This is a genomic window from Enterococcus sp. DIV0187 (assembly GCF_051713785.1).
In the GTDB taxonomy this organism is placed as follows: domain Bacteria; phylum Bacillota; class Bacilli; order Lactobacillales; family Enterococcaceae; genus Enterococcus_A; species Enterococcus_A avium.
Genome location: NZ_JBIOQO010000001.1, coordinates 3,950,497 through 3,971,993 on the forward strand (window position 1 = coordinate 3,950,497; position 21,497 = coordinate 3,971,993).

At 39.6% G+C, this 21,497-nt stretch carries 18 protein-coding genes and 1 pseudogene; 12 read left to right on the forward strand and 7 right to left on the reverse strand.

What is annotated here, in order from left to right; genetic code table 11:
* Nucleotides 1-5 precede the first annotated feature (5 nt).
* The 6 genes from IGI52_RS19200 (at nt 6) to IGI52_RS19225 (ending at nt 6,670) form a co-directional block, all read left to right on the forward strand.
* Entirely contained in the window at nt 6-713 is a 708-nt protein-coding gene (locus tag IGI52_RS19200) for a pseudouridine synthase (protein WP_016180410.1), read from the forward strand.
* 83 nt (nt 714-796) lie between these two features.
* Nucleotides 797-1,501, forward strand: coding sequence for an MgtC/SapB family protein (locus IGI52_RS19205; RefSeq protein ID WP_016180411.1), 705 nt, complete (start codon nt 797-799; stop codon nt 1,499-1,501).
* Nucleotides 1,502-1,652: 151 nt separating this feature from the next.
* Entirely contained in the window at nt 1,653-2,327 is a 675-nt protein-coding gene (locus IGI52_RS19210) for a response regulator transcription factor (protein ID WP_016180412.1), read from the forward strand.
* Nucleotides 2,300-3,427, forward strand: coding sequence for a sensor histidine kinase (locus IGI52_RS19215; protein WP_016180413.1), 1,128 nt, complete (start codon nt 2,300-2,302; stop codon nt 3,425-3,427). Before IGI52_RS19210 ends, IGI52_RS19215 begins: the two co-directional genes overlap by 28 nt.
* 102 nt (nt 3,428-3,529) lie before the next feature.
* A complete protein-coding gene (locus tag IGI52_RS19220) occupies nt 3,530-4,189 on the forward strand; it encodes an ABC transporter ATP-binding protein (RefSeq protein WP_102872451.1) in 660 nt (219 codons plus the stop codon).
* Nucleotides 4,190-6,670, forward strand: coding sequence for an ABC transporter permease (locus IGI52_RS19225; RefSeq protein WP_438782122.1), 2,481 nt, complete (start codon nt 4,190-4,192; stop codon nt 6,668-6,670).
* A gap of 40 nt (nt 6,671-6,710) precedes the next feature.
* On the opposite strand, the gene nrdF is transcribed toward IGI52_RS19225, so the two are convergent.
* From nrdF to nrdH, 3 genes are all read right to left on the reverse strand, one after another.
* Nucleotides 6,711-7,676 carry a class 1b ribonucleoside-diphosphate reductase subunit beta gene (gene nrdF, locus IGI52_RS19230; protein ID WP_016180416.1) on the reverse strand — a complete coding sequence of 322 codons (966 nt, stop codon included), beginning with the start codon at nt 7,674-7,676 and terminating at the stop codon, nt 6,711-6,713.
* A 227-nt stretch (nt 7,677-7,903) separates the two neighbouring features.
* A complete protein-coding gene (nrdE, locus tag IGI52_RS19235) occupies nt 7,904-10,063 on the reverse strand; it encodes a class 1b ribonucleoside-diphosphate reductase subunit alpha (RefSeq protein WP_016180417.1) in 2,160 nt (719 codons plus the stop codon).
* Between the two features lie 322 nt (nt 10,064-10,385).
* Nucleotides 10,386-10,604: a glutaredoxin-like protein NrdH gene (nrdH, locus tag IGI52_RS19240; protein ID WP_016180418.1), complete on the reverse strand. Its 219-nt coding sequence runs from the start codon at nt 10,602-10,604 to the stop codon at nt 10,386-10,388.
* A 393-nt stretch (nt 10,605-10,997) separates the two neighbouring features.
* Between nrdH and IGI52_RS19245 the strand changes: the two genes are divergently transcribed.
* The 5 genes and pseudogenes from IGI52_RS19245 to IGI52_RS19265 form a co-directional block, all read left to right on the forward strand.
* A complete protein-coding gene (locus IGI52_RS19245; RefSeq protein ID WP_016180419.1) occupies nt 10,998-11,468 on the forward strand; it encodes a FeoA family protein in 471 nt (156 codons plus the stop codon).
* Nucleotides 11,469-13,631 carry a ferrous iron transport protein B gene (feoB, locus tag IGI52_RS19250; protein WP_016180420.1) on the forward strand — a complete coding sequence of 721 codons (2,163 nt, stop codon included), beginning with the start codon at nt 11,469-11,471 and terminating at the stop codon, nt 13,629-13,631. It begins immediately after the preceding gene.
* Entirely contained in the window at nt 13,619-13,753 is a 135-nt protein-coding gene (locus tag IGI52_RS19255; protein ID WP_016180421.1) for a FeoB-associated Cys-rich membrane protein, read from the forward strand. Before feoB ends, IGI52_RS19255 begins: the two co-directional genes overlap by 13 nt.
* 279 nt (nt 13,754-14,032) lie before the next feature.
* Nucleotides 14,033-14,734, forward strand: a complete 702-nt coding sequence (locus IGI52_RS19260) for a MarR family winged helix-turn-helix transcriptional regulator (protein WP_016180422.1) — start codon at nt 14,033-14,035, stop codon at nt 14,732-14,734.
* Nucleotides 14,735-14,933: 199 nt separating this feature from the next.
* A pseudogene (locus tag IGI52_RS19265) lies at nt 14,934-15,596 on the forward strand (ABC transporter ATP-binding protein); the annotation flags it as partial.
* Between the two features lie 87 nt (nt 15,597-15,683).
* On the opposite strand, the gene IGI52_RS19270 reads toward IGI52_RS19265, so the two are convergent.
* Nucleotides 15,684-16,958 carry an ISL3-like element IS1476 family transposase gene (locus IGI52_RS19270; protein ID WP_016252543.1) on the reverse strand — a complete coding sequence of 425 codons (1,275 nt, stop codon included), beginning with the start codon at nt 16,956-16,958 and terminating at the stop codon, nt 15,684-15,686.
* A 99-nt stretch (nt 16,959-17,057) separates the two neighbouring features.
* On the opposite strand from IGI52_RS19270, the gene IGI52_RS19275 reads away from it, so the two are divergent.
* Nucleotides 17,058-18,218: an ABC transporter ATP-binding protein gene (locus tag IGI52_RS19275; protein ID WP_438782270.1), complete on the forward strand. Its 1,161-nt coding sequence runs from the start codon at nt 17,058-17,060 to the stop codon at nt 18,216-18,218.
* 51 nt (nt 18,219-18,269) lie between these two features.
* On the opposite strand, the gene leuD is transcribed toward IGI52_RS19275, so the two are convergent.
* The 3 genes from leuD to leuB are packed head-to-tail and all read right to left on the reverse strand — an operon-like array spanning nt 18,270 to nt 21,279.
* Nucleotides 18,270-18,854 (reverse strand): 3-isopropylmalate dehydratase small subunit, encoded by a 585-nt coding sequence (leuD, locus tag IGI52_RS19280; protein ID WP_016180424.1) that lies wholly within the window; start codon nt 18,852-18,854, stop codon nt 18,270-18,272.
* A complete protein-coding gene (gene leuC / locus IGI52_RS19285) occupies nt 18,854-20,227 on the reverse strand; it encodes a 3-isopropylmalate dehydratase large subunit (RefSeq protein ID WP_016180425.1) in 1,374 nt (457 codons plus the stop codon). The genes leuD and leuC overlap by 1 nt, the downstream gene beginning before the upstream one ends.
* A gap of 2 nt (nt 20,228-20,229) precedes the next feature.
* Nucleotides 20,230-21,279: a 3-isopropylmalate dehydrogenase gene (gene leuB / locus IGI52_RS19290; protein ID WP_016180426.1), complete on the reverse strand. Its 1,050-nt coding sequence runs from the start codon at nt 21,277-21,279 to the stop codon at nt 20,230-20,232.
* Between the last annotated feature and the right edge of the window lie 218 nt (nt 21,280-21,497).

Genomic DNA, 21,497 nt, shown 5'->3' on the forward strand with positions numbered 1-21,497 from the left:
AGAATATGCGTTTAGACAAATTTTTAGCGGAGGTCGGCTTAGGCAGTCGTAAAGAGGTGAAACAGCTGATCAAAAAAGGTCAAATCAGCGTGAACCAGAAAATCGAAAAATCAGATAAAAAACAGATTGATCCAGAGAAGGATCAGGTTGACTATCAAGGCGAAATCTTGCATTATCAAGAGTTTTACTACTATTTATTACATAAGCCGGCTGGTGTCGTGAGTGCAACAGAGGACAAGCACGATCAGACCGTGATGGATATATTTTCACCCTCTGATTACCGCAGTGATCTTTTTCCAGTGGGTCGTTTGGATAAGAATACTGAAGGGTTATTGTTAATTACCAATGATGGGAAATTAGCGCATGATTTGCTGTCTCCAAAGAAACATGTAGAAAAGGAGTATTTCGCTGAGGTTCAAGGAGTAATGACGGCTGAAGATCAACAGCGTTTTGTTGACGGGTTTTTATTAGATGGAGAACGGACGCTGCCAGCAGAATTATTGATTGATGAAGTAACGGAAAATAAATCAAAGGTACGAATTATTCTACATGAGGGGAAATTCCATCAAGTCAAACGAATGGTTAAGGCCTGCGGCAAAGAAGTGACTTATCTAAAGAGAATTCGTATGGGGAAGCTGCTGTTGACTAAAGAGTTAGTCAAAGGAGCCTACCGCTCATTAACTGAAGATGAATTAAAGGGACTAAAAGGTTAATTGGCGTTCTTTTTTTACTACCGTGCTATACTAAAGGAGAAAGCTTTTCAGAATAAAAGCAGAACTGAAGGGGTGGTGCACAGATGGATTTGAAATTATCCGTTTATGAAATTATGCTGCGGCTATTTTTAGCTATGATCATGGGTGGTGCCATCGGGATTGAACGGGAATATAAAAACCGACCTGCTGGAATTCGTACGCATATTTTAGTTTGTATGGGTGCGACGATCATCGCATTGATCCAAGTGGAGATTGCTGATCAGGCCTTGCGTTATGCAGCGGCGAAGCCAGAATTCGTCGGTGTGGTACGAGCAGATGAAGCGCGTCTAATTGCACAGGTCGTCAGCGGAATCGGTTTTCTTGGCGCCGGTACAATCATGGTCAGCAACCGTTCGGTTAAAGGGCTGACAACAGCTGCTTCGATTTGGGCAGGTGCTGGTTTGGGGATTGCCATCGGTATGGGCTATTACACGATCGCTATTTGCAGTTTTGTTGGTATTATTTTGGCTTTGACAGTGGTAAAAAGGGTCATCAAAATTAATGCCATCAAAAAGCTGGAGATTCGTTATATCCACCGCGAAGCAACCAAGGAATTTATTATGAATTATTTTGAGAGTAAAAAAATCGAAGTCGAAGATGTTGATTTCGACGTGGATTTCATGGATGATTATCGGATTTATACGAATGTCTATACGATTGATTTACCACGTGGAATGAATTATACGGATGTGATTGAGGATCTATCCATGTATAAAAATATCACAAAACTACGCATGATTAACGTGTGAAACAGAGGATAAAATCATTTAACGATGATTTTGTCCTCTTTTTTTGAATAAAGTAGTATTGTCAGAGCTTCTGTTCATTGATAGAGTTAGAAGTAAGAGTTAGAAGTAAGAGTTAGTAAAATGGGATTATTTGGTATATATAGGAGGAAAAATGGGGAAAATTCTTTTATTAGAGGACGATCAAAATTTAAATAATGGGATTCAATTATGTTTGACCAGAGAAGGATACGAGGTCACGGCTTGTTTAGATATTACTTCGGCTGAACGGGCATTTGAACAACAGGAGATTGATTTAATCATCAGCGATCTTTCTTTGCCAGATGGCAGCGGCTTGGATTTTTGTCAGAAAGTTCGTGAACGATCGAATGTCTTGATATTAATGCTGACTTCTTATAATCAGGAACACGACATTGTGTCGGGTTATGTTCATGGCGCTGATGATTATATGACCAAGCCCTTTAGTTTAATGGTTTTAGTCTCAAAGGTACAGGCACTGATGAAGCGAGTAGTGCGTAATCAAGGACAAGAATTGATTTCTGGAGAATTATCAGTCTCGTTAAACGAAATGAAGGTTAAGCTGCAAGGAGAACTTTTGCCGTTGAGTAAGACGGAGATCCAATTGCTGGTGCTTTTCATGGAAAATCCGAAGCAAATTCTCTCAACAGATCAGTTACTTGATCAAATCTGGGATACTAAAGGCGAGTACGTTGACACGAATACTGTTTCAGTGAATATTAGCCGCCTGCGGCAGAAAATCGGTAAGGAACGAATTAAAACTGTTCGAGGAGTGGGGTATTTATGGATCAACGACGTTCAAAAAAAATAGTTTTGATTTACGTGTTGATATCTGTAGCCTGTTTTGCGTTGTTTATCACTCAAAATTTTAAAATGTATTCGGAAATTGAACAAGATCGCCAAGCGACTTTAGCACTGTTAGTAAAGGAAGAAAAATTTTCAGAAGCTGCGTTAATCAAGACTTTTAAAGTAAATAAGACCTCTGACTTGGCTAACGAGGGGGCTTCCTTAGAAGCAAAATATAATTTGATTGATAAAATGGATCATCCACGCCTGCTACGGACACTTCTTATTAGAAACCTGCAAATATTTACACTTTGCTGGCTGCTGATTTCGTTACTATTTTTCTGGCAGATGAAGGAAAAAATAAAACTTCAAAAAAGCTTAGAAAAGGAAACCAAAGAGTATCACGAGAGTTCAATTCAAAATGAATTGTTATTGCAGCGAAGTCAGCGTGAAGAAGGAAATTTGAAATCCAGTATTACGGATATCACGCATCAGCTAAAAACTCCAGTGGCATCATTGAAACTAAGCTTGGATATCGCACTTTCAGATCAATATGAGGAGCAGGAGCGAAGAAATTTTGCCGACCAAGCAGAAGTTCAGATCAACAAGTTGAACTTGATGCTGGATGGTTTAGCAAAAATCTCACAGCTAGAAACGGATCTGATTCAACTGAAGCCACAAAAGCTTTCCTTACAACAATTGATTAATGAAGCAGTCAATGGTGTAATCATGAAAGCAGTCGAAAAGGACATTGAGTTGGAAGTTGAATTGTCAGAGGATACTTTTGTTATGGTTGATAAAAAATGGACGCTAGAAGCTTTAGGAAATGTGTTGGAAAATGCGGTGAAATATTCGCCAAAGCAAACCACAGTGATTCTTCGGGCTTCTTCATTGGTGACTTATGTGTTGGTTGAAATTAAAGATGAAGGACCTGGAATTCCTACTGATGAGCAAAATAAGATTTATCAGCGTTTTTACCGCGGCAGTTCTAGCACGACGGCAGAAGGTTCTGGAGTAGGACTATATCTGACTCGGAAAATCATTGAAGAACAAGGCGGGACAGTTATGGTGAAGCAACGGCATCCTCGGGGATCGAATTTTCAATTGACCTTGCCAGCAACGTAATTTCTTTTCTTACAAATTTGTTATGTTCGGTGAAAGAATCCTGCAAGGGTTCTTTTTTATACTAAGAGTATAGAAATGAGATGAGGAAAGAAGGAGACGAAAATGATTTTAACAATTAGAGATCTAGTAAAGCATTATAATGATGGGGGTTCCGTCGTAAAGGCAGTTGACCATATTGATTTGGAAGTACAAAAGGGTGATTTTGTTGCGATAGTTGGTAAATCGGGCTCTGGTAAAAGTACGCTGTTGAACTTAATCGGTAGTTTAGATCGACCAGATTCAGGGCAAGTCATCATTGATGGGAAGAATGTTTTTCGAATGAAGGATGAGCAATTGGCTGTCTTTCGTCGTCAAAAGATCGGTTTTATTTTTCAGAATTACAATTTAATCCCATCATTGAATGTTTGGGAAAATGTCGTTTTACCGATCGGTTTAGATAATCGAAGAGTCAATACAGCATTTGTCGAAGACTTGTTGAAGACAATTGGATTAAGTGACCGTAAAAAAGCCTTGCCAAGCATGCTTTCTGGTGGTCAGCAGCAACGTGTGGCGATCGCACGAGCGATTGCAGCAGAACCAGCAATTATCTTGGCCGATGAGCCGACAGGAAACTTAGATACCAAGACAGAATTAGAAGTAATGTCACTTTTAAAAAAATCAGTTGAAAAATTTGGCCAAACACTAATTATGATTACTCACGATGAAGGAATCGCGCAAACGGCTGATCACATTGTCCACCTTGAAGATGGGCGGGTGATCTAAATGAAGATGATCAACCGGGTAGCGTTGGCCAACACGAAGTATCATAAAGGGAAAAATCTACTTTCCGGGATTGCAATTATTTTGACAAGTGTGTTAGTTTTCTTGATAACTTCGATTGGATTAGGGGTAGTAAATGTTCAGAATGCGGCAGTCAACAAGGTTTATCCAACATGGCATGCGATGTATCGCCAAGTCTCTGAAGAAAATATGGAGAAAATTGCTCAGCATGATTTGATTGGGGAATACGGTCTGCGTCAGGATGTCGGTGAATCCGTACTAAATAAAGATGACTTTGTCCTCATTAGCTATTTGGATAACGGTGCACAAAAATTAGCTAAACAAACCTTTACGAAAGGACACGCTCCGAAAAAAGGGAACGACGCGGTGCTTTCAAGGGATGCATTAAAGACGTTGGGTTATCCGAATGCGAAAATTGGGGATACAATTAAAATTCCGATTCAGATCTATGAAGCGGACGGCATGGGTTTACAGCAGGAAAAAACATTTCGCTTAACTGGTTTTTCTCCTGATATAAAAAACCAAAATGATGAAAAAATTTTTTCAATGCTCGTTTCAAAAGATTTTATGGAGGAAGTCATTCCCAAAAAACAGCGAAGCTATCGCATGATGATTCGTCTGAATGAAACTGCTGCGACTTCAACCGATGCTATTAAGGAGCAAGTCAAGGAAATTGGAAAAAATTTCGATGTTACTGAAGATAATATCGTTGAAAATAGCGACTATCTTTTTGCTAATTATATCGATCCTGCTTTTTATTCAGGGATGGCGATTATTGTAGGAATTATTTTGATTGCCGGAGCGTTAACGATTTACAGTATTTATTATGTATCTTTGATCAATAAGGTCCAAGAGTTTGGAAAATTGGCAGCTTTAGGAGCGACTAAAAGACAGATACGTCAAATCATTTTACGAGAGAACTTGATCGTTGCAGGGCTTTCGATTCCTGCTGGACTACTAATCGGGATTGCTGCAGTAAAATTTGTTTTCTTTCAGTTGATCTCATCAATTTCAAGTGAACAAGCTATGACAAAGGAGATGCGTCAGGTACTTGATAATGGCGAGGTATCCTTGATCCTTCCCTGGATTATCGCGATGACAATTGGGGTCACTTTACTAACAGTTATTTTGGCTTCTTTGAAACCTATGCGTCAAGCTAGTAAAATCATGCCGATTGAGGCAATGCGCTATACTGGGCAAATGCAAGGCAATAAAAAACAACGTAAGGGATTTATTGATCTTAATCTGCGACGCTTAGCCAATGCAAACCTTTCTAGAAATAAAAAGCGAACAATGGTCACGATTTTTTCATTGGGGATGATTGGAATTTTGTTTGTCGTCATTTCAACTGTTTTTAGTTGTATGAATCCCAAACAGGCCGCCCGTGATACGATCGCTGAAGATTATTGTATGAGTATTGCTTCACGAGAAGGTGATAAGATGCGACCAGAACTTAAATGGACTGTGATTCAACAAAATAATCCCTTAAACAATAAGGTAATTAATAAAATTAAAGCAATCGATGGTGTTGAAAAAGTAGATGCATTTCAATCTATTACAGGAGAAGTTCCGAGTGTTAAGGATCCTGGGACAGACAAGCCAATGAGCTTATCAATTGGCGGTATTTCTAAGGATCAAATGGCTCTGATCAATAGAGATATTGAGAAAGGACATGCGACTTATGAGGAATTAAACTCAGGAGATAAAGTTATTGCGACAGGTTATATATTAGCAAATTATCCAGAAATCAAGATCGGCGATACATTGACCTTCAAATTCTTTGATGGGAATCGTACGTTTGAAAAAGACATGACAATCATTGGTGGAGGAAGCTTTGCACAATCGGTTACGAACTTTGATAATTTCTTAATGAGCAACGAGGCGATAAAAAAACTATCGAAAAATAATTTAACCTACTATGTGAATATTAAAGCTGCTAAAGGAAAAACTAAAACCGTTCAATCAGCCATTGAAAATATTGAAGAAGGAAATGAGCTGTTTCGTTTAGAAAGTTATGAAGAAGTTTTGAAACAGTGGGAAGACACGTTGCAACTGACAGCTGGGGCTGGGTATGCGATTATGCTAGTTTTGGCAATCGTTGGGATCATGAACCTAATCAATACGACAATCGATAGTATTTTAAGTCGAAAAAAAGAATTAGGCGTTATGCAGGCAATCGGCATGTCTAATCAACAAATGAAGAAAATGCTTCGAACAGAGGGTTTCGTCTATGCAGGTGGTATTATTTTACTAGCGGGAGGCCTAGGCAGTATTCTCGGATATCTGGTTTACTTGTATGCGGAAAGTCATTCGTTGATGCAAATTAAAGTGTATCAATACCCATTAATCCAAGTTTTGCTGATGATTTTCTTAGTTGTTATCGTACAATTGATTCTGACTTATGCAACGACCACGATCGTCAATAAAGAAACAGTCATCAAACGAATTCAGGCGTCAGAATAAAAAAATGCAGCCCGCAAGAAACTGCGGGCTGCATTTTGCTTTATTCTAAACCAATCAAATAATCATCATCATTCATGGCTTCCACTTGACCAAGCAAGTAGCCATTGCCGACTTGTGAGAAGAAATCATGGTTACTAGTTCCGGTGGAAATCCCGTTCATAACGATCGGGTTCACATCATCTGCGGTATCTGGGAAAAGTGGATCCATGCCTAGATTCATCAAAGCTTTATTGGCATTGTAGCGCAAGAACGTTTTGACTTCTTCGGTCCAGCCGATTTCATCGTATAATTCTTCGGTATAACGTTCTTCATTTTCGTACAATTCATACAATAAATCGTACATCCATTCCTTCAAACGTTCTTGTTCTTCTTCGGTTTGTTCGTTGAATCCGCGTTGGAATTTGTAACCAATGTAGGTGCCATGAACCGATTCATCACGAATGATCAATTTGATGATCTCCGCTACATTGGCCAACTTATTATTTCCTAAATAATATAGAGGTGTGTAAAAACCAGAATAGAAAAGGAAAGTCTCAAGAAAGACACTGGCGATTTTCTTTTCTAATGGTGTGCCGTTTTTATAGATCTCGTTGATCCGTTCGGCCTTTTTTTGCAGGTATTGATTGGTATTGGTCCATTCAAAGATTTCATTGATTTCCGTTTTGGTATTCAAGGTACTGAAAATTGATGAATAGCTTTTCGCGTGAACAGATTCCATAAATTGAATATTGTTCAAGACAGCTTCTTCGTGGGGCGTCCGAACATCTTTACGCAGCTGATCCATTCCGCTTTCTGATTGGACGGTATCCAATAAGGTCAGACCGCCGAATACATAACCCACAGTTTGTTTTTCTAGGTCAGATAGTTTACGCCAATCGTCTAAGTCGTTAGACAACGGAATCCGTGTATCCAACCAAAATTGTTCAGTCAATTTTTCCCACGTCGATTTATCGATGACGTCTTCGATTTCATTCCAGTTAATGGCTTCATAATAAGTTTCTGCCATGGATATTCCCCCTATTTCGTATTAATAAATTTATTTTTTTAAAGTCCAAAAAAATAAATTTAATGCTCTCCACGTATATCATCCAACTATACATGTTCATATCTAATATAAATCAATTTGTCCTGTTTTAAGTGAATGAAAACTGTGAAAAGTTGGCCTGACATCCTAAAGTAGTTATTTACGCAGAGCATTCCCTCTCGAACAGAAGTGCGAGAGGGAACAATGATTTAGATTACACAGCTTTCACATTGGTTTGAGCCAATTTCTTCGGCATCATCAGTAAATGTTCGAACGTAATAAATGGATTTACAGCCCTTATAAAAAGCGTAGTTACGCAGGATGTTCAAATCACGTGTTGTTTGTTTGCTTTCAGTTTTCCATTCATATAGTCCTTCAGGAATTTCCGAACGCATAAACAAGGTCAAGCTCATTCCTTGGTCGATATGTTGCTGAGCAGTCGCATAAACGTCAATGACTTTGCGCATATCCATATCATAGGCAGAAGTATAATAAGGCAAGGTTTCATTATTCAAGTAAGGCGCTGGATAATAGATCTTACCGATTTTCTTTTCTTGACGCTCTTCAATTAAACGAGTGATTGGGTGTAAGCTGGCACTTGTATCGTTAATATAAGAAATCGAACCATTTGGTGCAACAGCTAACCGATTTTGGTGGTATAGGCCATCTTTTTGAACAGCTTCTTTTAGTGCTTGCCAATCTTCGGCAGTTGGGACAAAGATATCCTTGAAGATTTCTTTGACTTTATCTGTTTTAGGAACAAATTCGCCAGTCGTGTATTTATCAAAATATGAGCCATCAGCATAGGCTGATTTTTCAAAGTTATGGAAGGTTGTCTGGCGTTCTTTTGCTAATTCATTGCTTTCCATCAAAGTCCAGTAGTTAAGCAGTGTGAAATAAATATTTGTGAAGTCAATTGATTCTTCTGAACCATATTCCATCAAGTGTTTCGCAAAGAAGCTGTGCAGGCCCATCGCACCTAAACCGATCGTATGATTTAGTTTATTCCCATTTTGAATCGAAGGAACGACGTCAATATCGGATTCATCTGTTACAAAAGTTAGAGCACGAACCATTGTCCGAACAGATTGACCAAAATCGGGACTTTCCATCAAGTTCACGATATTGGTTGAACCAAGATTACATGAAATATCTGTTCCTAATACATCATATTCTTGCCGACCATTGATCGTAGAAGGTGTTTGTACTTGCAGAATCTCAGAACATAAATTACTCATGACAATTTTTCCATCCACTGGATTTGCACGGTTTGCTGTATCAATGTTGATGATATAAGGATAACCAGATTCTTGCTGCAATTTTGAGATTTCATTTTCTAAATCGCGGGCACGAATTTTTTTCTTGCGAATATTTGGATTTGCGACTAAATTATCGTATTCCTTCGTAATATCTACATAAGAATAAGGAACACCGTATTCACGTTCAATGCCGTAAGGACTAAACAAATACATATCTTCATTTTTACGAGCCAATTCGTAAAATTTATCTGGCACAGTCACACCAAGAGAAAGAGTCTTCACACGGATTTTTTCGTCGGCGTTTTCCTTTTTGGCAGATAGGAACATTTCAATATCCGGATGGAAGACGTCTAAGTAAACGACACCAGCACCTTGACGTTGGCCTAATTGGTTCGAATAAGAAAAGCTGTCTTCAAATAATTTCATAACAGGAACGACACCACTAGCAGCGCCATCATAACCTTTAATCGGTGAACCGGCTTCACGCAAGTTCGATAGATTGATTCCGACACCGCCGCCGATGCGTGATAATTGCAAAGCGGAGTTGATTGACCGCCCAATACTATTCATATCGTCCGTTACTTGAATTAAGAAACAAGAAACCAATTCTCCACGACGTTTGCGGCCCGCATTCAAGAAGGATGGGGTAGCAGGCTGGTAACGTTGATGGATCATTTCATCTGCTAAGGATAAAGCTAATTTTTCATCGCCGTCTGCAAAGTATAAGGCATTGAAAGCAACCCGATCCTCATAGCTTTCTAAATATTCCGTTCCATCATTGCTTTTCAACGCATACTGAGAATAAAACTTATATGCCGCCATAAATGATTTAAAGGTAAAATTTTGTTCCTCTAAATAGGTATAAAGTTTTTCGATAAAAGCAGTCGTATATTTTGCAAGAAACTCGGCCTCTAAAAATTCTTCTTCTATTAAATAGTTGATTTTCTCTTGCACTGAAGAAAATGCATGGGTATTTGGTTCAACATTTTCTTTGAAAAAAGCGGCTAATGCTTCTTTATCTTTATTTAGTGGAATCTGTCCATTCACTGGACGATTAATTTCGTTATTCAGCTTGAAGTAAGATACTTCACCTAGGTCTTTCAGGCTCATTTCGTCACATCTTTCTATATATAGTGTCTGTATGTTTTTGTTTTGGCTGACTAATCGTTCAAATAAGTTTCTTCACCAGTGATCAATTGTGAATCAATATTTACTCTTTCACTAAGCAAACTGTAAAAAGGTGGAACTGGGAATAAAGAAAACTTTGCAATCGTGGATCGCAAAGTTTTCGAAAAAAGGTGCTCTAGAAGTAGCTTATTCGGAAATAATTCTTCTTATTGCTGTGAGACACAGCGATTGTTCATCTGAACTAATCTGGAACAGTACCTAATTGGTACTTGAAGCAAAACGCTTCTGCCGCAACCTTTCAAATTTACGCTAATGCTTTCAATTGATCTGGACGAAAACCGATGATGGCTTGTTGTCCGCCGAAAATAACTGGGACACTTTGGAAACCTTGATCTTTTAGAAAACCTAGAGCTTCGGGTTCATTGTCGATGTTGATTTCTTCGAATGAAATTTGATTTTCGGTTAAATAACGCTTTGTCATTTTGCACTGCATACAATTATTTTTTGAATAGACTTTTACCATAAGACTACCTCCCTTGATTTCTACAATTACTAGTATAAAAGATGTAGGGAAAAAGTCAATCGTTAAACACCATATATTGTGTTGGTAGATTATTGGTATACTACTCTTTGTGTTTTTTGCAAAAAGGTTGAAAACGGATAGCTGCAAAGAAAAATCCCTTTACAGAATTAGAAAAACTGCTATAAGATGTTTTTTTACAAGGAAAAAGTTTTTTTAATAACGAGAAAAACAGGATCGAACCAAATAAATCAATGATTGTCAAACAACTTGCTCAGAAAAAAGAGAAAATCTTCGACCATTTATTGACTTTGCACTCAAATGAAGCTATTCTTAGTGAGAAAGATTCTCATTATTAATTAGATGCAAAAGTCGAACAGTAAGGTGGAGGAAAATATGACAACTTTGGCAGATATTTCATTGAACTATGTCGTTCAGATTAGCGAAATGCCTTTAGAAAATGATTTAAAGCACCGGTTACAGGACTTGGGAATGATTGTCGGTTCAAAAGTTGCCGTCGTAAATCATTCTGGCGATAATGGCATTATTCTACTACATAATACACGACTGGCTTTATCCCAGTCTTTACTTAAGCAGATACTTGTGAAGGAACTAACGGAAGATCAAGAAACTTGGGTTTCGCTTGACCAATTAAATGCAGGCGAAGAAGGCGTTGTAGTGAATGTTCACGGCAGCGGGTCGATCAAACGTCGCTTAATGGATATGGGTTTAACAAAAGGCACAGCAGTAAAAGTTGTCAAACTGGCTCCTTTAGGTGATCCAATTGAACTTCGTGTTCGTGGATATGAGCTGAGTTTACGAAAAAGCGAATCAGAGATGGTGGTTGTATCGAAGGAGGTAGAATAAATGGCTAAGATACATATTGCTTTAGCAGGAAATCCCAACAGCGGAAAAACGAGCACTTTTAATGTTTTAACCGGAACCAACCAATTTGTGGGAAATTGGCCAGGCGTAACGGTTGAACGTAAAGAGGGGATCTATAAGAAGGATTCTGAAGTAAGTATTGATGACCTGCCAGGAATTTATTCACTATCGCCTTACTCTCCAGAAGAAGTAGTGGCTCGGGATTATTTACTCTCAGGCACGCCGGATGCCATCATTAATATTATTGATGGGACGAACCTCGAGCGTAATCTTTACTTAACGACACAACTGATCGAAACAGGAATTCCAGTAGTCGTTGCTGTGAATATGATGGACATCATCAAAAAAAGTGGTAAGCAGATTAATCTAGAGAAGCTTGCTTATGCTTTAGGTGTTCCAGTAGTAGGAATCAGTGCATTAAGGAATTGGGGACTGGATAAAGCAGTCAGCGAAGCCCTTCATCTAGTTAAAAAAGGAGTAGAGGAAGTCAATTTTCCTCACTATGATAAACGTTTAGAGGCGGCCTTAAGTGAAATCGAAGATGTTTTAGGCAGTACGGTTGTTGCTAAGTATAGCCGCTGGTACAGTTTGAAATTATTTGAACGGGATGAACGCGCACAAAAGGGCTTAAATCTGAGTCCGATTCAGGAAAAAGAGTTGCAAGAGATTATAAAGATCACAGAGAAAATCTTCGGTGAGGATGCGGAAAGCTTAGTTATTAATGAGCGTTATAATTTCATAACCGATTTGAAAACGTTATGTGTCATTGATGAGGATCAGTTTAAGCTATCGATCTCAGACAAAATAGATCGAATTGTAACCAATCGTTTTTTAGCATTGCCGATTTTTGCGTTAGTCATGTGGTTAATCTATTATATTGCAATCCAAACAGTTGGGGCGATGGGAACGGATTGGGTGAATGATAATTTATTTGGCGATATCGTGCCAAATTTTGTCAGCTCGACTTTGCAGTCGTGGAATGTTGCTGAATGGATGCAAAGCTTGATATTAGATGGAATCATTGCTGGAGTGGGAGCTGTTTTAGGCTTCCTTCCACAATTAATGGTGCTTTTCTTATGTTTGGCGCTTTTGGAAGATTGCGGCTATATGTCTCGAATTGCATTTGTTATGGATCGAATCTTCCGTAAGTTCGGTTTATCCGGGAAGTCATTCATTCCTATGTTGATTGCGACAGGCTGTGGTGTACCTGGAGTAATGGCCAGTCGTACGATTGAAAATGAAAAAGATCGACGAATGACGGCAATGTTGACGACATTTATGCCTTGTTCGGCAAAACTGCCGATCATTGCTCTAATTGCTGGAGCATTCTTCCCCAATAGTAGCTGGGTAGCACCATCAGCATACTTTGTTGGAATGGGTGCCATCGTTTTATCGGGAATCGCTTTAAAGAAAACCAAACTGTTTGCTGGTGACCCAACACCATTTATTATGGAGCTTCCCTTATACCATATGCCTCGAATCGGCAATACAGTACGGTATACCTATGATCATAGTAAAGCTTTCGTTAAACGTGCTGGAACAATCATTTTTGTATCTAGTATCGTGATCTGGTTTATTTCCAGCTACAACTTCTCGTTACAAGCGGTAAATGAAAATGACAGCATTTTAGCTGCTTTGGGTGGCTTGATTGCACCATTATTTGCTCCATTGGGTTGGGGCGACTGGCGTGGAGCGGTTGCAGCGATTACTGGTCTGGTAGCAAAAGAGAATGTGATTGGGACCTTCGGAATTTTGTATCGTCATGCCGAAGTTGCTGAAAATGGCGTAGAAATCTGGAAGTCGTTACAGGCAGCCTATACACCGATTGCTGGTTATTCGTTCTTAGTCTTTAACTTGCTATGTGCACCTTGTTTTGCCGCAATTGGTGCAATCCATCGTGAAATGGGTGATATCAAGTGGACGTGGCGTGCGATCGGTTACCAATGTAGTTTGGCTTATGCTGTAAGTTTTGTTGTCTATCAATTCGGTCATGTGATGTTTGAAAACGGGAAGTTCGGTATTGGTTTAATCTTAGCGGCTTTCGTACTTGCTGCGATGATTTACTTCATCGTAAGACGCCCTGTTAAACAAGCACCGACGATTACAATCGAAGAAATCAAAGAGGTGAAAGAATGGCAACTATAATATTGAGTATCTTAATCTTTGGTGGTGCTGGAGTGGTTGTTTATCGAAGAATCAAAAATGGCAGCTCATGCGAAGACTGTGACAGTGGTTGTCCAGTAAAAGAGGAACAGCATAAACATTAATCTGAAGTAAGAGCCTAGTGAATCTCACTAGGTTCTTTTTTGTCATTCATGCTCTTAACCATTTAATTGAATAAATAAAAAAATATTACAAAGTTGTTGACAACTGTTCGGTACCGAACTATAATGGCAAGCGTAATAAAGTTAGGTACCGAACTTTATCGTTATTTCTCTAAATTTTGACAGTATTAGAAAAGATTAGCCAATAACGATGAGCTCGTTTCCAACAAACGAAGAAGAAGTTACGGTACGAATATCAATAATAGTAAGGAGATCCTTTTTATGAGTGAGTTTACAAAAGATTTGATGCGTCAGCTGCGTTTTATTAGTTCAGCTAGTAATGCATTTATGAGTACAAGACAGAAGTTAACTGGTCAGCAACGAGTTTTAGCAATTTTGGTAAAAGAAGACGGACTAATCCAAAGCCAATTAGCTGAAATTCTTGATATTCGCCCAAGTTCCTTAGCAGAGTTAATGAAGAAAATGGAGAAAAGTAACGATGTTCTGCGAAAAGAAGAAAAGCATGACAAACGAATCAAACGTGTTTTCCTAACTGAAAAAGGAAGACAAAAGGCGAAAAAAATAAGTCATGTCGGTGAGGATATGAGTGAAGCCTTCTTTGCCGGATTGACGGAAGAAGAACAGGAAAATTTCAGCGAGTATCTGCAAAAGATTTCCGCTGGCTGGCAGGAAGAGTTTCAAAAACAAGCAGGACGATTTGTTGATCCAATGGATCGTTTGCGTCAGATGCAAGCAATGCGTGAACATTTCGCTGAAAATTGGCAAGAGGATTGGCAAAATCTTTCGCGAGAAGAGCAGCATCTTATACGGCATCAAATGCAACGGGAGATGCGCAATGCGTCACGAGAGTTTTCTCGGAATTTCAATCATGATTTTCGTCGAAACTTTTGCGGCAATCCTGACTGCTATAACGGACCAGACAAAACGAAAGGTCCAGAAAATACAGAATGGGACGATTTTTAACATAGAAGGGAAATTGGTTTCGTATAAATAAATGAGGATGTCAGTTCAACTTTTCGCAGAAAGTATAGGCGAAAAGGTACTCAGTAAAAAAGTGAATTAATTGATTGAGCGCATTAGTTGAATGGTATACGGCATTCGAATCAAACTAATTTTTTCTAAAAAAAATTAGTAGATTTACGCGAATAAGGAGGTACCAATTATGGATCGGGATATGAGTATAGCGCCTGAAGAAACAATTAAAGAAGAAAAGAAGAGTAACTATAAATTAAAAGATTTTTTACGTTTGATTATGAGTGTCAATCCTAAGAAATCACTGTTTGCTATCGGTTTGTTTTTGAGTCTATTAACAAGTGGGGCAAGCTTGATCGTTCCGCAATTGACGAAAGGATTAATTGATACAAGTAAATTGGCACAAATCGACAAAAGGATGCTGATTGTTTTAGTTTTGGCTTTCGTAGCACAACTAGCATTTGGTGCGATTGGCAGCTTTTTATTGCGATATGTTGGTGAAAGTGCTGTTAAAACGTTACGAGAAAAATTATGGAGCCATTTATTACAAATGCCCGTGGGTTACTATGATGATCATAAATCAGGTGAGAGCAGCTCACGGCTGGTGAATGACACGACAGTTATTAAAGATTTAGTCGCAACGCAGTTTCCTAATTTTATTACTGGTGCGATCCAATTAGTTGGATCTATGATTATTCTATTTGTAATGGATTGGAAAATGGCGGCGATGATGTTCTTAGCAGTGCCGATCATGGCATTGATTATGATGCCGATTGGACGAATTATGTCACGCTTGGGTCGGCAATTGCAGGCGGCAACCGCTGACTTCAATGCGGAAGCCAGTGAAAAGTTATGGCTCTTCGTCAAATCGTGTTGGTGAAGACAAATTTGAATAAAACTTAGTCCGATATGCGGCGCGTTCTGTGCGCCGCATATTTTTTTAGTTTTCAAAGATCAGACCTTGTTGTAAATAGATCCGTGCCCGAAAGTTATAAAAGTTGCGATAACCAAACGCAATTCGTTTAATCAGCTTGATCTTGTTATTCAGCCCCTCCGTGACACCGTTTGAGTGGGACACTTTAAAGGCATTTGAAATGCCCGATTGGTAGCGATGGAAGATCGTGAATTTCTTTTTAAACGACTGAGGTAACGTAGATGAAATTGTTTTAAGGGTTTCTTGAAAGCCTTCCGTATCTCGTTTAACGAAATAATAGCGTAATAATTGACAAAAATGATACGCTGTTCGCAATTCTTCGTTGTAGCTTAACAGTTCATCGACGATTTCTGTTTGACTAATTGGTCGTTTAAACAGTCGATGATAATGCCGTTTGAGTGGCTCCAATGTCGTGGAATCTTTGAGTAAGAGTTTCCAATATCGCTTGAGCCGACGGTACTTCTTCTGATTTTCAGAGTGTGAGGTTCGAAAACGATTCATGATCTGGACACGTAATTGATTGAAGCTGCGATTGATGTGTTGGACAATATGAAAGCGGTCAGTTACGATCTCCGCATTTGGAAAGACCGTTTTAAGCAACTGACAATAGCTGGCATTCATGTCCATCACTAGGTACTTGACCTTTAAACGGGCCTTTCTAGGAAAGCGCAGGAAGTATTGAGTTAGTTTGTAAAGTCTGCGATCTTCAAGGATCGTAAATAGCTGATTGGTTGTCCCATCAACACAAATAAAACTCATGGAACCAGAAACAGACTTCATTGATTTGAACTCATCCATACACAACACCGTCGGAAGGAAGTTCATACGTGGCTGGTAATGCTTCGTTGCTTCACGCAAGATCCGTGTCACCGTCCCATCCGAGACGAAGTACTTCTTAGCGATTAGTTTACGTGATTGATTTTCGTACAGTTCCATGAGAATCGCCTGCTTCAGTTCCTTTGTTAGTTGATGATGTTCATCAACTAAGTCCGTTTTCGCAGAAAAGGTCCGTCCACAATCATGGCAGAGAAAACGGGTACGTTTTAATTCTAAAATAGTTAACTTTTCTTTGACTTTCAACATCTGAGTGCGTGTCGTATAGGAACCGTTGCGGATAATACGAACCGATCGACAGTGTTCACAACAGGAAGGAGAGTCATCCAATTTTCCTTTAATAAACTGCGCTTGAACGCCTTTATATTCTTTTTCAATCAGCCATTCTTCATCAAAAAATAAATGTTTATCTGTTAATCCGAGTAATTTTCTAGTATGATTATCCATTGAGAGACTCCTTTGGTAGGGTGACGTTTTGGTCGACTAAATTTTACCAAAAGTGAGTCTCTTTTTGAGTTGAAACGAAGAAAAAAGTGTTAGTAGAAAATCGCCTTCGATTTTCCACCAACACAAAATATTATAGAACCAAAGTTATCTGAGATTCGTCTGATTAAATCAAGCAATGGTGAAGAATTTGAAAAGAACAGCGGCGGTTCATTTATCAATAAGATTTTTAACTTAGGAATTAAAGATGCAAAAGTTGAAGCGATGTTGCAGCCAATCATCACGACGGTTATGTTAGGATTGTTTGTCGGCATTTTAGGTTATGGCGCAGTCCGGGTCCAAGCGGGTACATTGACGAGTGGGCAATTAGTAGCTTTCTTGTTGTATCTATTTAATATCATGATGCCAGCAGCTAGTTTTGCGATGTTTTTCTCACAAGTACAAAAGACCATGGGCGCGACTGAACGAATCGAACAAATTCTGAAAACAGAATTAGAACCCATTGAAATAGGAAAAGCAGTTGATGTAGCAGGTAAGACGATCAAAGCAGAAAATCTTTCCTTCCATTATGTAGCGCATCGTCCGATTCTGAAAAATGTTTCCTTTGAAGCGAAACCAAATACCGTGATTGCTTTCGCAGGTCCAAGTGGAGGCGGAAAATCTACTATTTTTGCTTTATTGGAACGCTTTTATCAACCAACAGGCGGTACAGTTAAAATTGGTGATGAAAGAATCGATGATCTTAGTCTAACGAATTGGCGTTCACAAATTGGCTATGTATCACAAGATAGTGCTGTTTTTGCTGGGAGCATTCGTGAGAATTTGCAGTATGGGTTAGATCGAACATTAACAGAGAAAGAATTGTGGCATGGATTAGAATTAGCCTATGCCGATCAATTTGTCCGTGAATTTCCCGATCAATTAGAAACGGAGCTAGGGGAACGCGGAGTGAAATTATCTGGAGGACAAAAGCAACGGATTGCTATTGCTCGTGCATTTTTACGTGATCCAAAAATTCTAATGCTGGATGAAGCAACTGCTAGCTTGGATTCACAATCTGAGGAAAAGGTTCAGCGAGCGTTGGATCAATTGATGGAAGGGCGGACAACATTGGTAATCGCTCATCGTTTATCAACGATTGTGGATGCTGATCATATTTACTTTATTGAAAAAGGCGAAGTGACCGGTCATGGAACTCATAGTGAGTTAATCGCCAGTCATCCGCTTTATGCGCAATATGTGCAGGAACAAGTGGTAAATTAAAAAGAGCGTATCAAAACTTTTTATTATAAAGTTTTGATACGCTCTTTTCGTTTATTCGTAAGTAGGTATTTTTTCTTCGTATGCAGTGATTTCATCTTCATACTGCAGGGTAATGCTAATATCATCTAACCCATTTGCCAATTTCTCTTTCCAGGTCGGATCAATTTGAAAGGCGTAGGTGGCTTCAGCAGTCTGAATCTCTTGTTTAGGCAGATCAATCGTGATTGTCTGATCTGCCGGGATTTGACTAAGAATTTCACGGACACTTTGATCCATACGAATTGGCAGCAGGCCATTTTTCAAAGCATTCATATAGAAGATATCGCTATAGCTGCCGGCAATGACTGCTTTGAAGCCGTAGTCTTGAATGGCCCAAGCTGCGTGTTCCCGAGAAGAGCCAGAACCAAAGTTTTCTCCAGAGATTAAGATAGTTGCGTCTTTTCGTTCAGGAGCGTTTAAGATAAATGCAGGATTTGGTGATCCATCTTCTAAGAAGCGCCATTCATCAAAAAGATGTTTACCAAAACCAGCTTTATCGACTTGTTTCAAAAAGCCTTTAGGGATGATTTGGTCAGTATCGATGTTATCATTCATTAGTGGAACAGTTTTTCCTGTATAAGTCGTAAATTTTTCCATTAGATGACCTCCTTGCGGCTATCGACAAAGTTTCCATGAATGGCTGCCAATGCGGCCATCGCTGGACTACAAAGGTGTGTGCGAGCATCTTTACCTTGGCGTCCTTGGAAATTTCGATTAGATGTTGAAGCACAATGAACACCAGCTGGTACTCGGTCAGGGTTCATCCCTAGACACATGGAGCAGCCAGGTTCGCGCCATTCAAAACCAGCCTCGATAAAAACTTTGTCCAATCCAATTTTTTCAGCTGCTTTACGGACGGGTCTTGAACCGGGAACGACGATGGCGGTAACATTGTCATGAACTTTCTTACCTTCCACGATTTTTGCCGCTTCCTGCAAGTCAGACAGTCGACCATTCGTACAAGAACCAATAAAGACATAGCCGATTGGAATATCAGTCGGTGTTTGACCAGGTTTTAGATCCATGTAATCATAAGCTTTTTGCAGATCCGGTGATGTGGCTGCCGGAAACGTGCCATCAAACGGCACGCCCATCTCAGGATTCGTACCCCAAGTCACGAAAGGAACTAATTCGTTGACATCAAGCGTTAGAACTTTATCATAATGAGCATCTTCGTCTGTATAAAGTTCTTTCCAATCATTGATCGCGGCTTCCATATTCTTCGGAGCGTATTCGCGGCCAGCCACATACTCAAAAGTCTTTTCATCTGGAGCGATCAAACCGATTTTCGCGCCGCCTTCGATTGCCATGTTGCAAATTGTCATGCGTTCTTCCATCGAAAGGTTTTCAATCGTTTCGCCACAAAATTCCGCACCGTATCCTACGCCGAAATCCGTTCCATATTTAGCGATTAGCGCCAAGATGATATCTTTTGCATAGACACCTTTTGGTAATTTCCCAGTAATTTTAATTCCCATATTCTTCGGTTTGTTTTGCCAAAGACTCTGAGTTGCAAAAACATGTTCCACCTCGCTGGTGCCGATCCCGAAGGCAAGTGCACCGAAAGCACCGTGAGTTGCGGTGTGTGAATCCCCACAAACAATTGTTTTACCCGGTTGCGTCAGACCGGTTTCCGGTCCGACCATGTGAACGATCCCCTGGCGATCACTACCGTTGTCACAAAGCTGGACACCAAATTCTTGGCAATTTTCTCTCAAGGTATCAATTTGTTTTTTTGCCACTAGGTCAGTGAAATTAAAAATATCGACAGTCGGTGTATTATGATCCATCGTCGCAAACGTCCGCTCAGGATGACGCAATGTTCGACCTGCTTCACGAATTCCCGCAAAAGCTTGAGGGGAGGTGACTTCATGAATCAAATGCAAATCAATGTAAAGCAATTGCGGGGAGCCTTCTTCGCCATGAACGACGTGACGATCCCACAGTTTATCAAATAGTGTTTTTCCCATAATTATGCTTCCTCCAATTCTTGAATCACCGCGTCGGTAAATTCGGCTGTCGTTGCTTGTCCACCCAAGTCATGAGTAAAGAGCCCTTTAGATAGAACTGTATCACAGGACTTTTCAATTGCTTTGGCCGCTTGTTCTTCTTGGAATGATTGTCGTAGCATCATCGCCACTGACAAAATCATTGAGATTGGATTTGCGATTCCTTTTCCCGCGATATCTGGAGCCGAACCGTGGATCGGTTCGTACAGAGAAGGTCCGCTATCGCTGTGACTTGCACTTGGCAGCACACCCAATGAGCCTGGTAGTACAGAAGCTTCATCGCTCAAAATGTCGCCGAAAAGATTTTCCGTTACGATTACATCAAATGCTTTAGGATTTTGAATCAGTTTCATTGTTGCCGAATCAACATATTGATGCTCTAGTTGACAATCTGGATATTCTTTTGCGACTTCTTCCGCAGTCGATCGCCATAATTTGCTAGAAGCGAGAACATTTGCTTTATCGACTGAGGTCACTTTTTTATCTCGTCCTTGAGCAATTTTAAAGGCTGAATGAAGAATACGTTCGATTTCCACTTTGTGGTAACGAGCTGTATCGTAAGCCATCGTATCGGTCAATTCTCGAGGTTCACCAAAATAAATACCGCTACTCAATTCTCGTACAATAATCAAATCAGTGCCTTCAAGAATCTCTGGTTTTAAAGGCGACAGATGGAGCAGGGCTGAGGAAACTGAAACTGGCCGAATGTTCGCGAATAAGTTCAAAGACTTTCTCAATGCGAGTAAACCTTTTTCTGGAGTATCCTGCATTTTTTCCCATTTCGGACCGCCGATTGCTCCCAAAAGAATCGCGTCAGCCGCCTGACAAGTAGTGAGTGTTTTTTCTGGAAGAGAAGCACCAGCTTCATCAATTCCTGCACCCCCAAAAGGAAGTTCTTCAAGTTCAAATGTATGCGCGCATTTCTTTTCGACAGCTGCTAGTACCTGCAGCCCACTGTCCATAATTTCTGGTCCAATACCGTCTCCGGCTAAAACAACAATTTTACTATTCATGTATCTGCTCCTATCTCATATAAAAGTATTCATTTTTCGAAAACGAAAAATGAGTCTGACTATCGTCACGTATACTATCCAACTAAATATGACGAAAAAGAATTAACTGCTTCATTAATATTAATCCCGCGTACAAAAAGAACTGTGAAAAGTTGGACTAGCATCTTATCTCATATAAAAGTATTCATTTTTCCAAAAGCGAAAAATGAATCTGATCA

Bases quoted from the DNA above. Each gene is read 5' to 3' on its own strand.
- IGI52_RS19225 (WP_438782122.1), top strand. From the start codon at position 4,190: ATGAAGATGATCAACCGGGTAGCGTTGGCCAACACGAAGTATCATAAA.
- IGI52_RS19220 (WP_102872451.1), top strand. From the start codon at position 3,530: ATGATTTTAACAATTAGAGATCTAGTAAAGCATTATAATGATGGGGGT.
- leuB (WP_016180426.1), bottom strand. From the start codon at position 21,279: ATGAATAGTAAAATTGTTGTTTTAGCCGGAGACGGTATTGGACCAGAA.
- IGI52_RS19200 (WP_016180410.1), top strand. From the start codon at position 6: ATGCGTTTAGACAAATTTTTAGCGGAGGTCGGCTTAGGCAGTCGTAAA.
- feoB (WP_016180420.1), top strand. From the start codon at position 11,469: ATGGCTAAGATACATATTGCTTTAGCAGGAAATCCCAACAGCGGAAAA.
- nrdF (WP_016180416.1), bottom strand. From the start codon at position 7,676: ATGGCAGAAACTTATTATGAAGCCATTAACTGGAATGAAATCGAAGAC.
- IGI52_RS19215 (WP_016180413.1), top strand. From the start codon at position 2,300: ATGGATCAACGACGTTCAAAAAAAATAGTTTTGATTTACGTGTTGATA.
- nrdE (WP_016180417.1), bottom strand. From the start codon at position 10,063: ATGAGCCTGAAAGACCTAGGTGAAGTATCTTACTTCAAGCTGAATAAC.
- IGI52_RS19255 (WP_016180421.1), top strand. From the start codon at position 13,619: ATGGCAACTATAATATTGAGTATCTTAATCTTTGGTGGTGCTGGAGTG.
- leuC (WP_016180425.1), bottom strand. From the start codon at position 20,227: ATGGGAAAAACACTATTTGATAAACTGTGGGATCGTCACGTCGTTCAT.
- IGI52_RS19245 (WP_016180419.1), top strand. From the start codon at position 10,998: ATGACAACTTTGGCAGATATTTCATTGAACTATGTCGTTCAGATTAGC.
- IGI52_RS19210 (WP_016180412.1), top strand. From the start codon at position 1,653: ATGGGGAAAATTCTTTTATTAGAGGACGATCAAAATTTAAATAATGGG.
- IGI52_RS19260 (WP_016180422.1), top strand. From the start codon at position 14,033: ATGAGTGAGTTTACAAAAGATTTGATGCGTCAGCTGCGTTTTATTAGT.
- IGI52_RS19270 (WP_016252543.1), bottom strand. From the start codon at position 16,958: ATGGATAATCATACTAGAAAATTACTCGGATTAACAGATAAACATTTA.
- nrdH (WP_016180418.1), bottom strand. From the start codon at position 10,604: ATGGTAAAAGTCTATTCAAAAAATAATTGTATGCAGTGCAAAATGACA.
- leuD (WP_016180424.1), bottom strand. From the start codon at position 18,854: ATGGAAAAATTTACGACTTATACAGGAAAAACTGTTCCACTAATGAAT.
- IGI52_RS19205 (WP_016180411.1), top strand. From the start codon at position 797: ATGGATTTGAAATTATCCGTTTATGAAATTATGCTGCGGCTATTTTTA.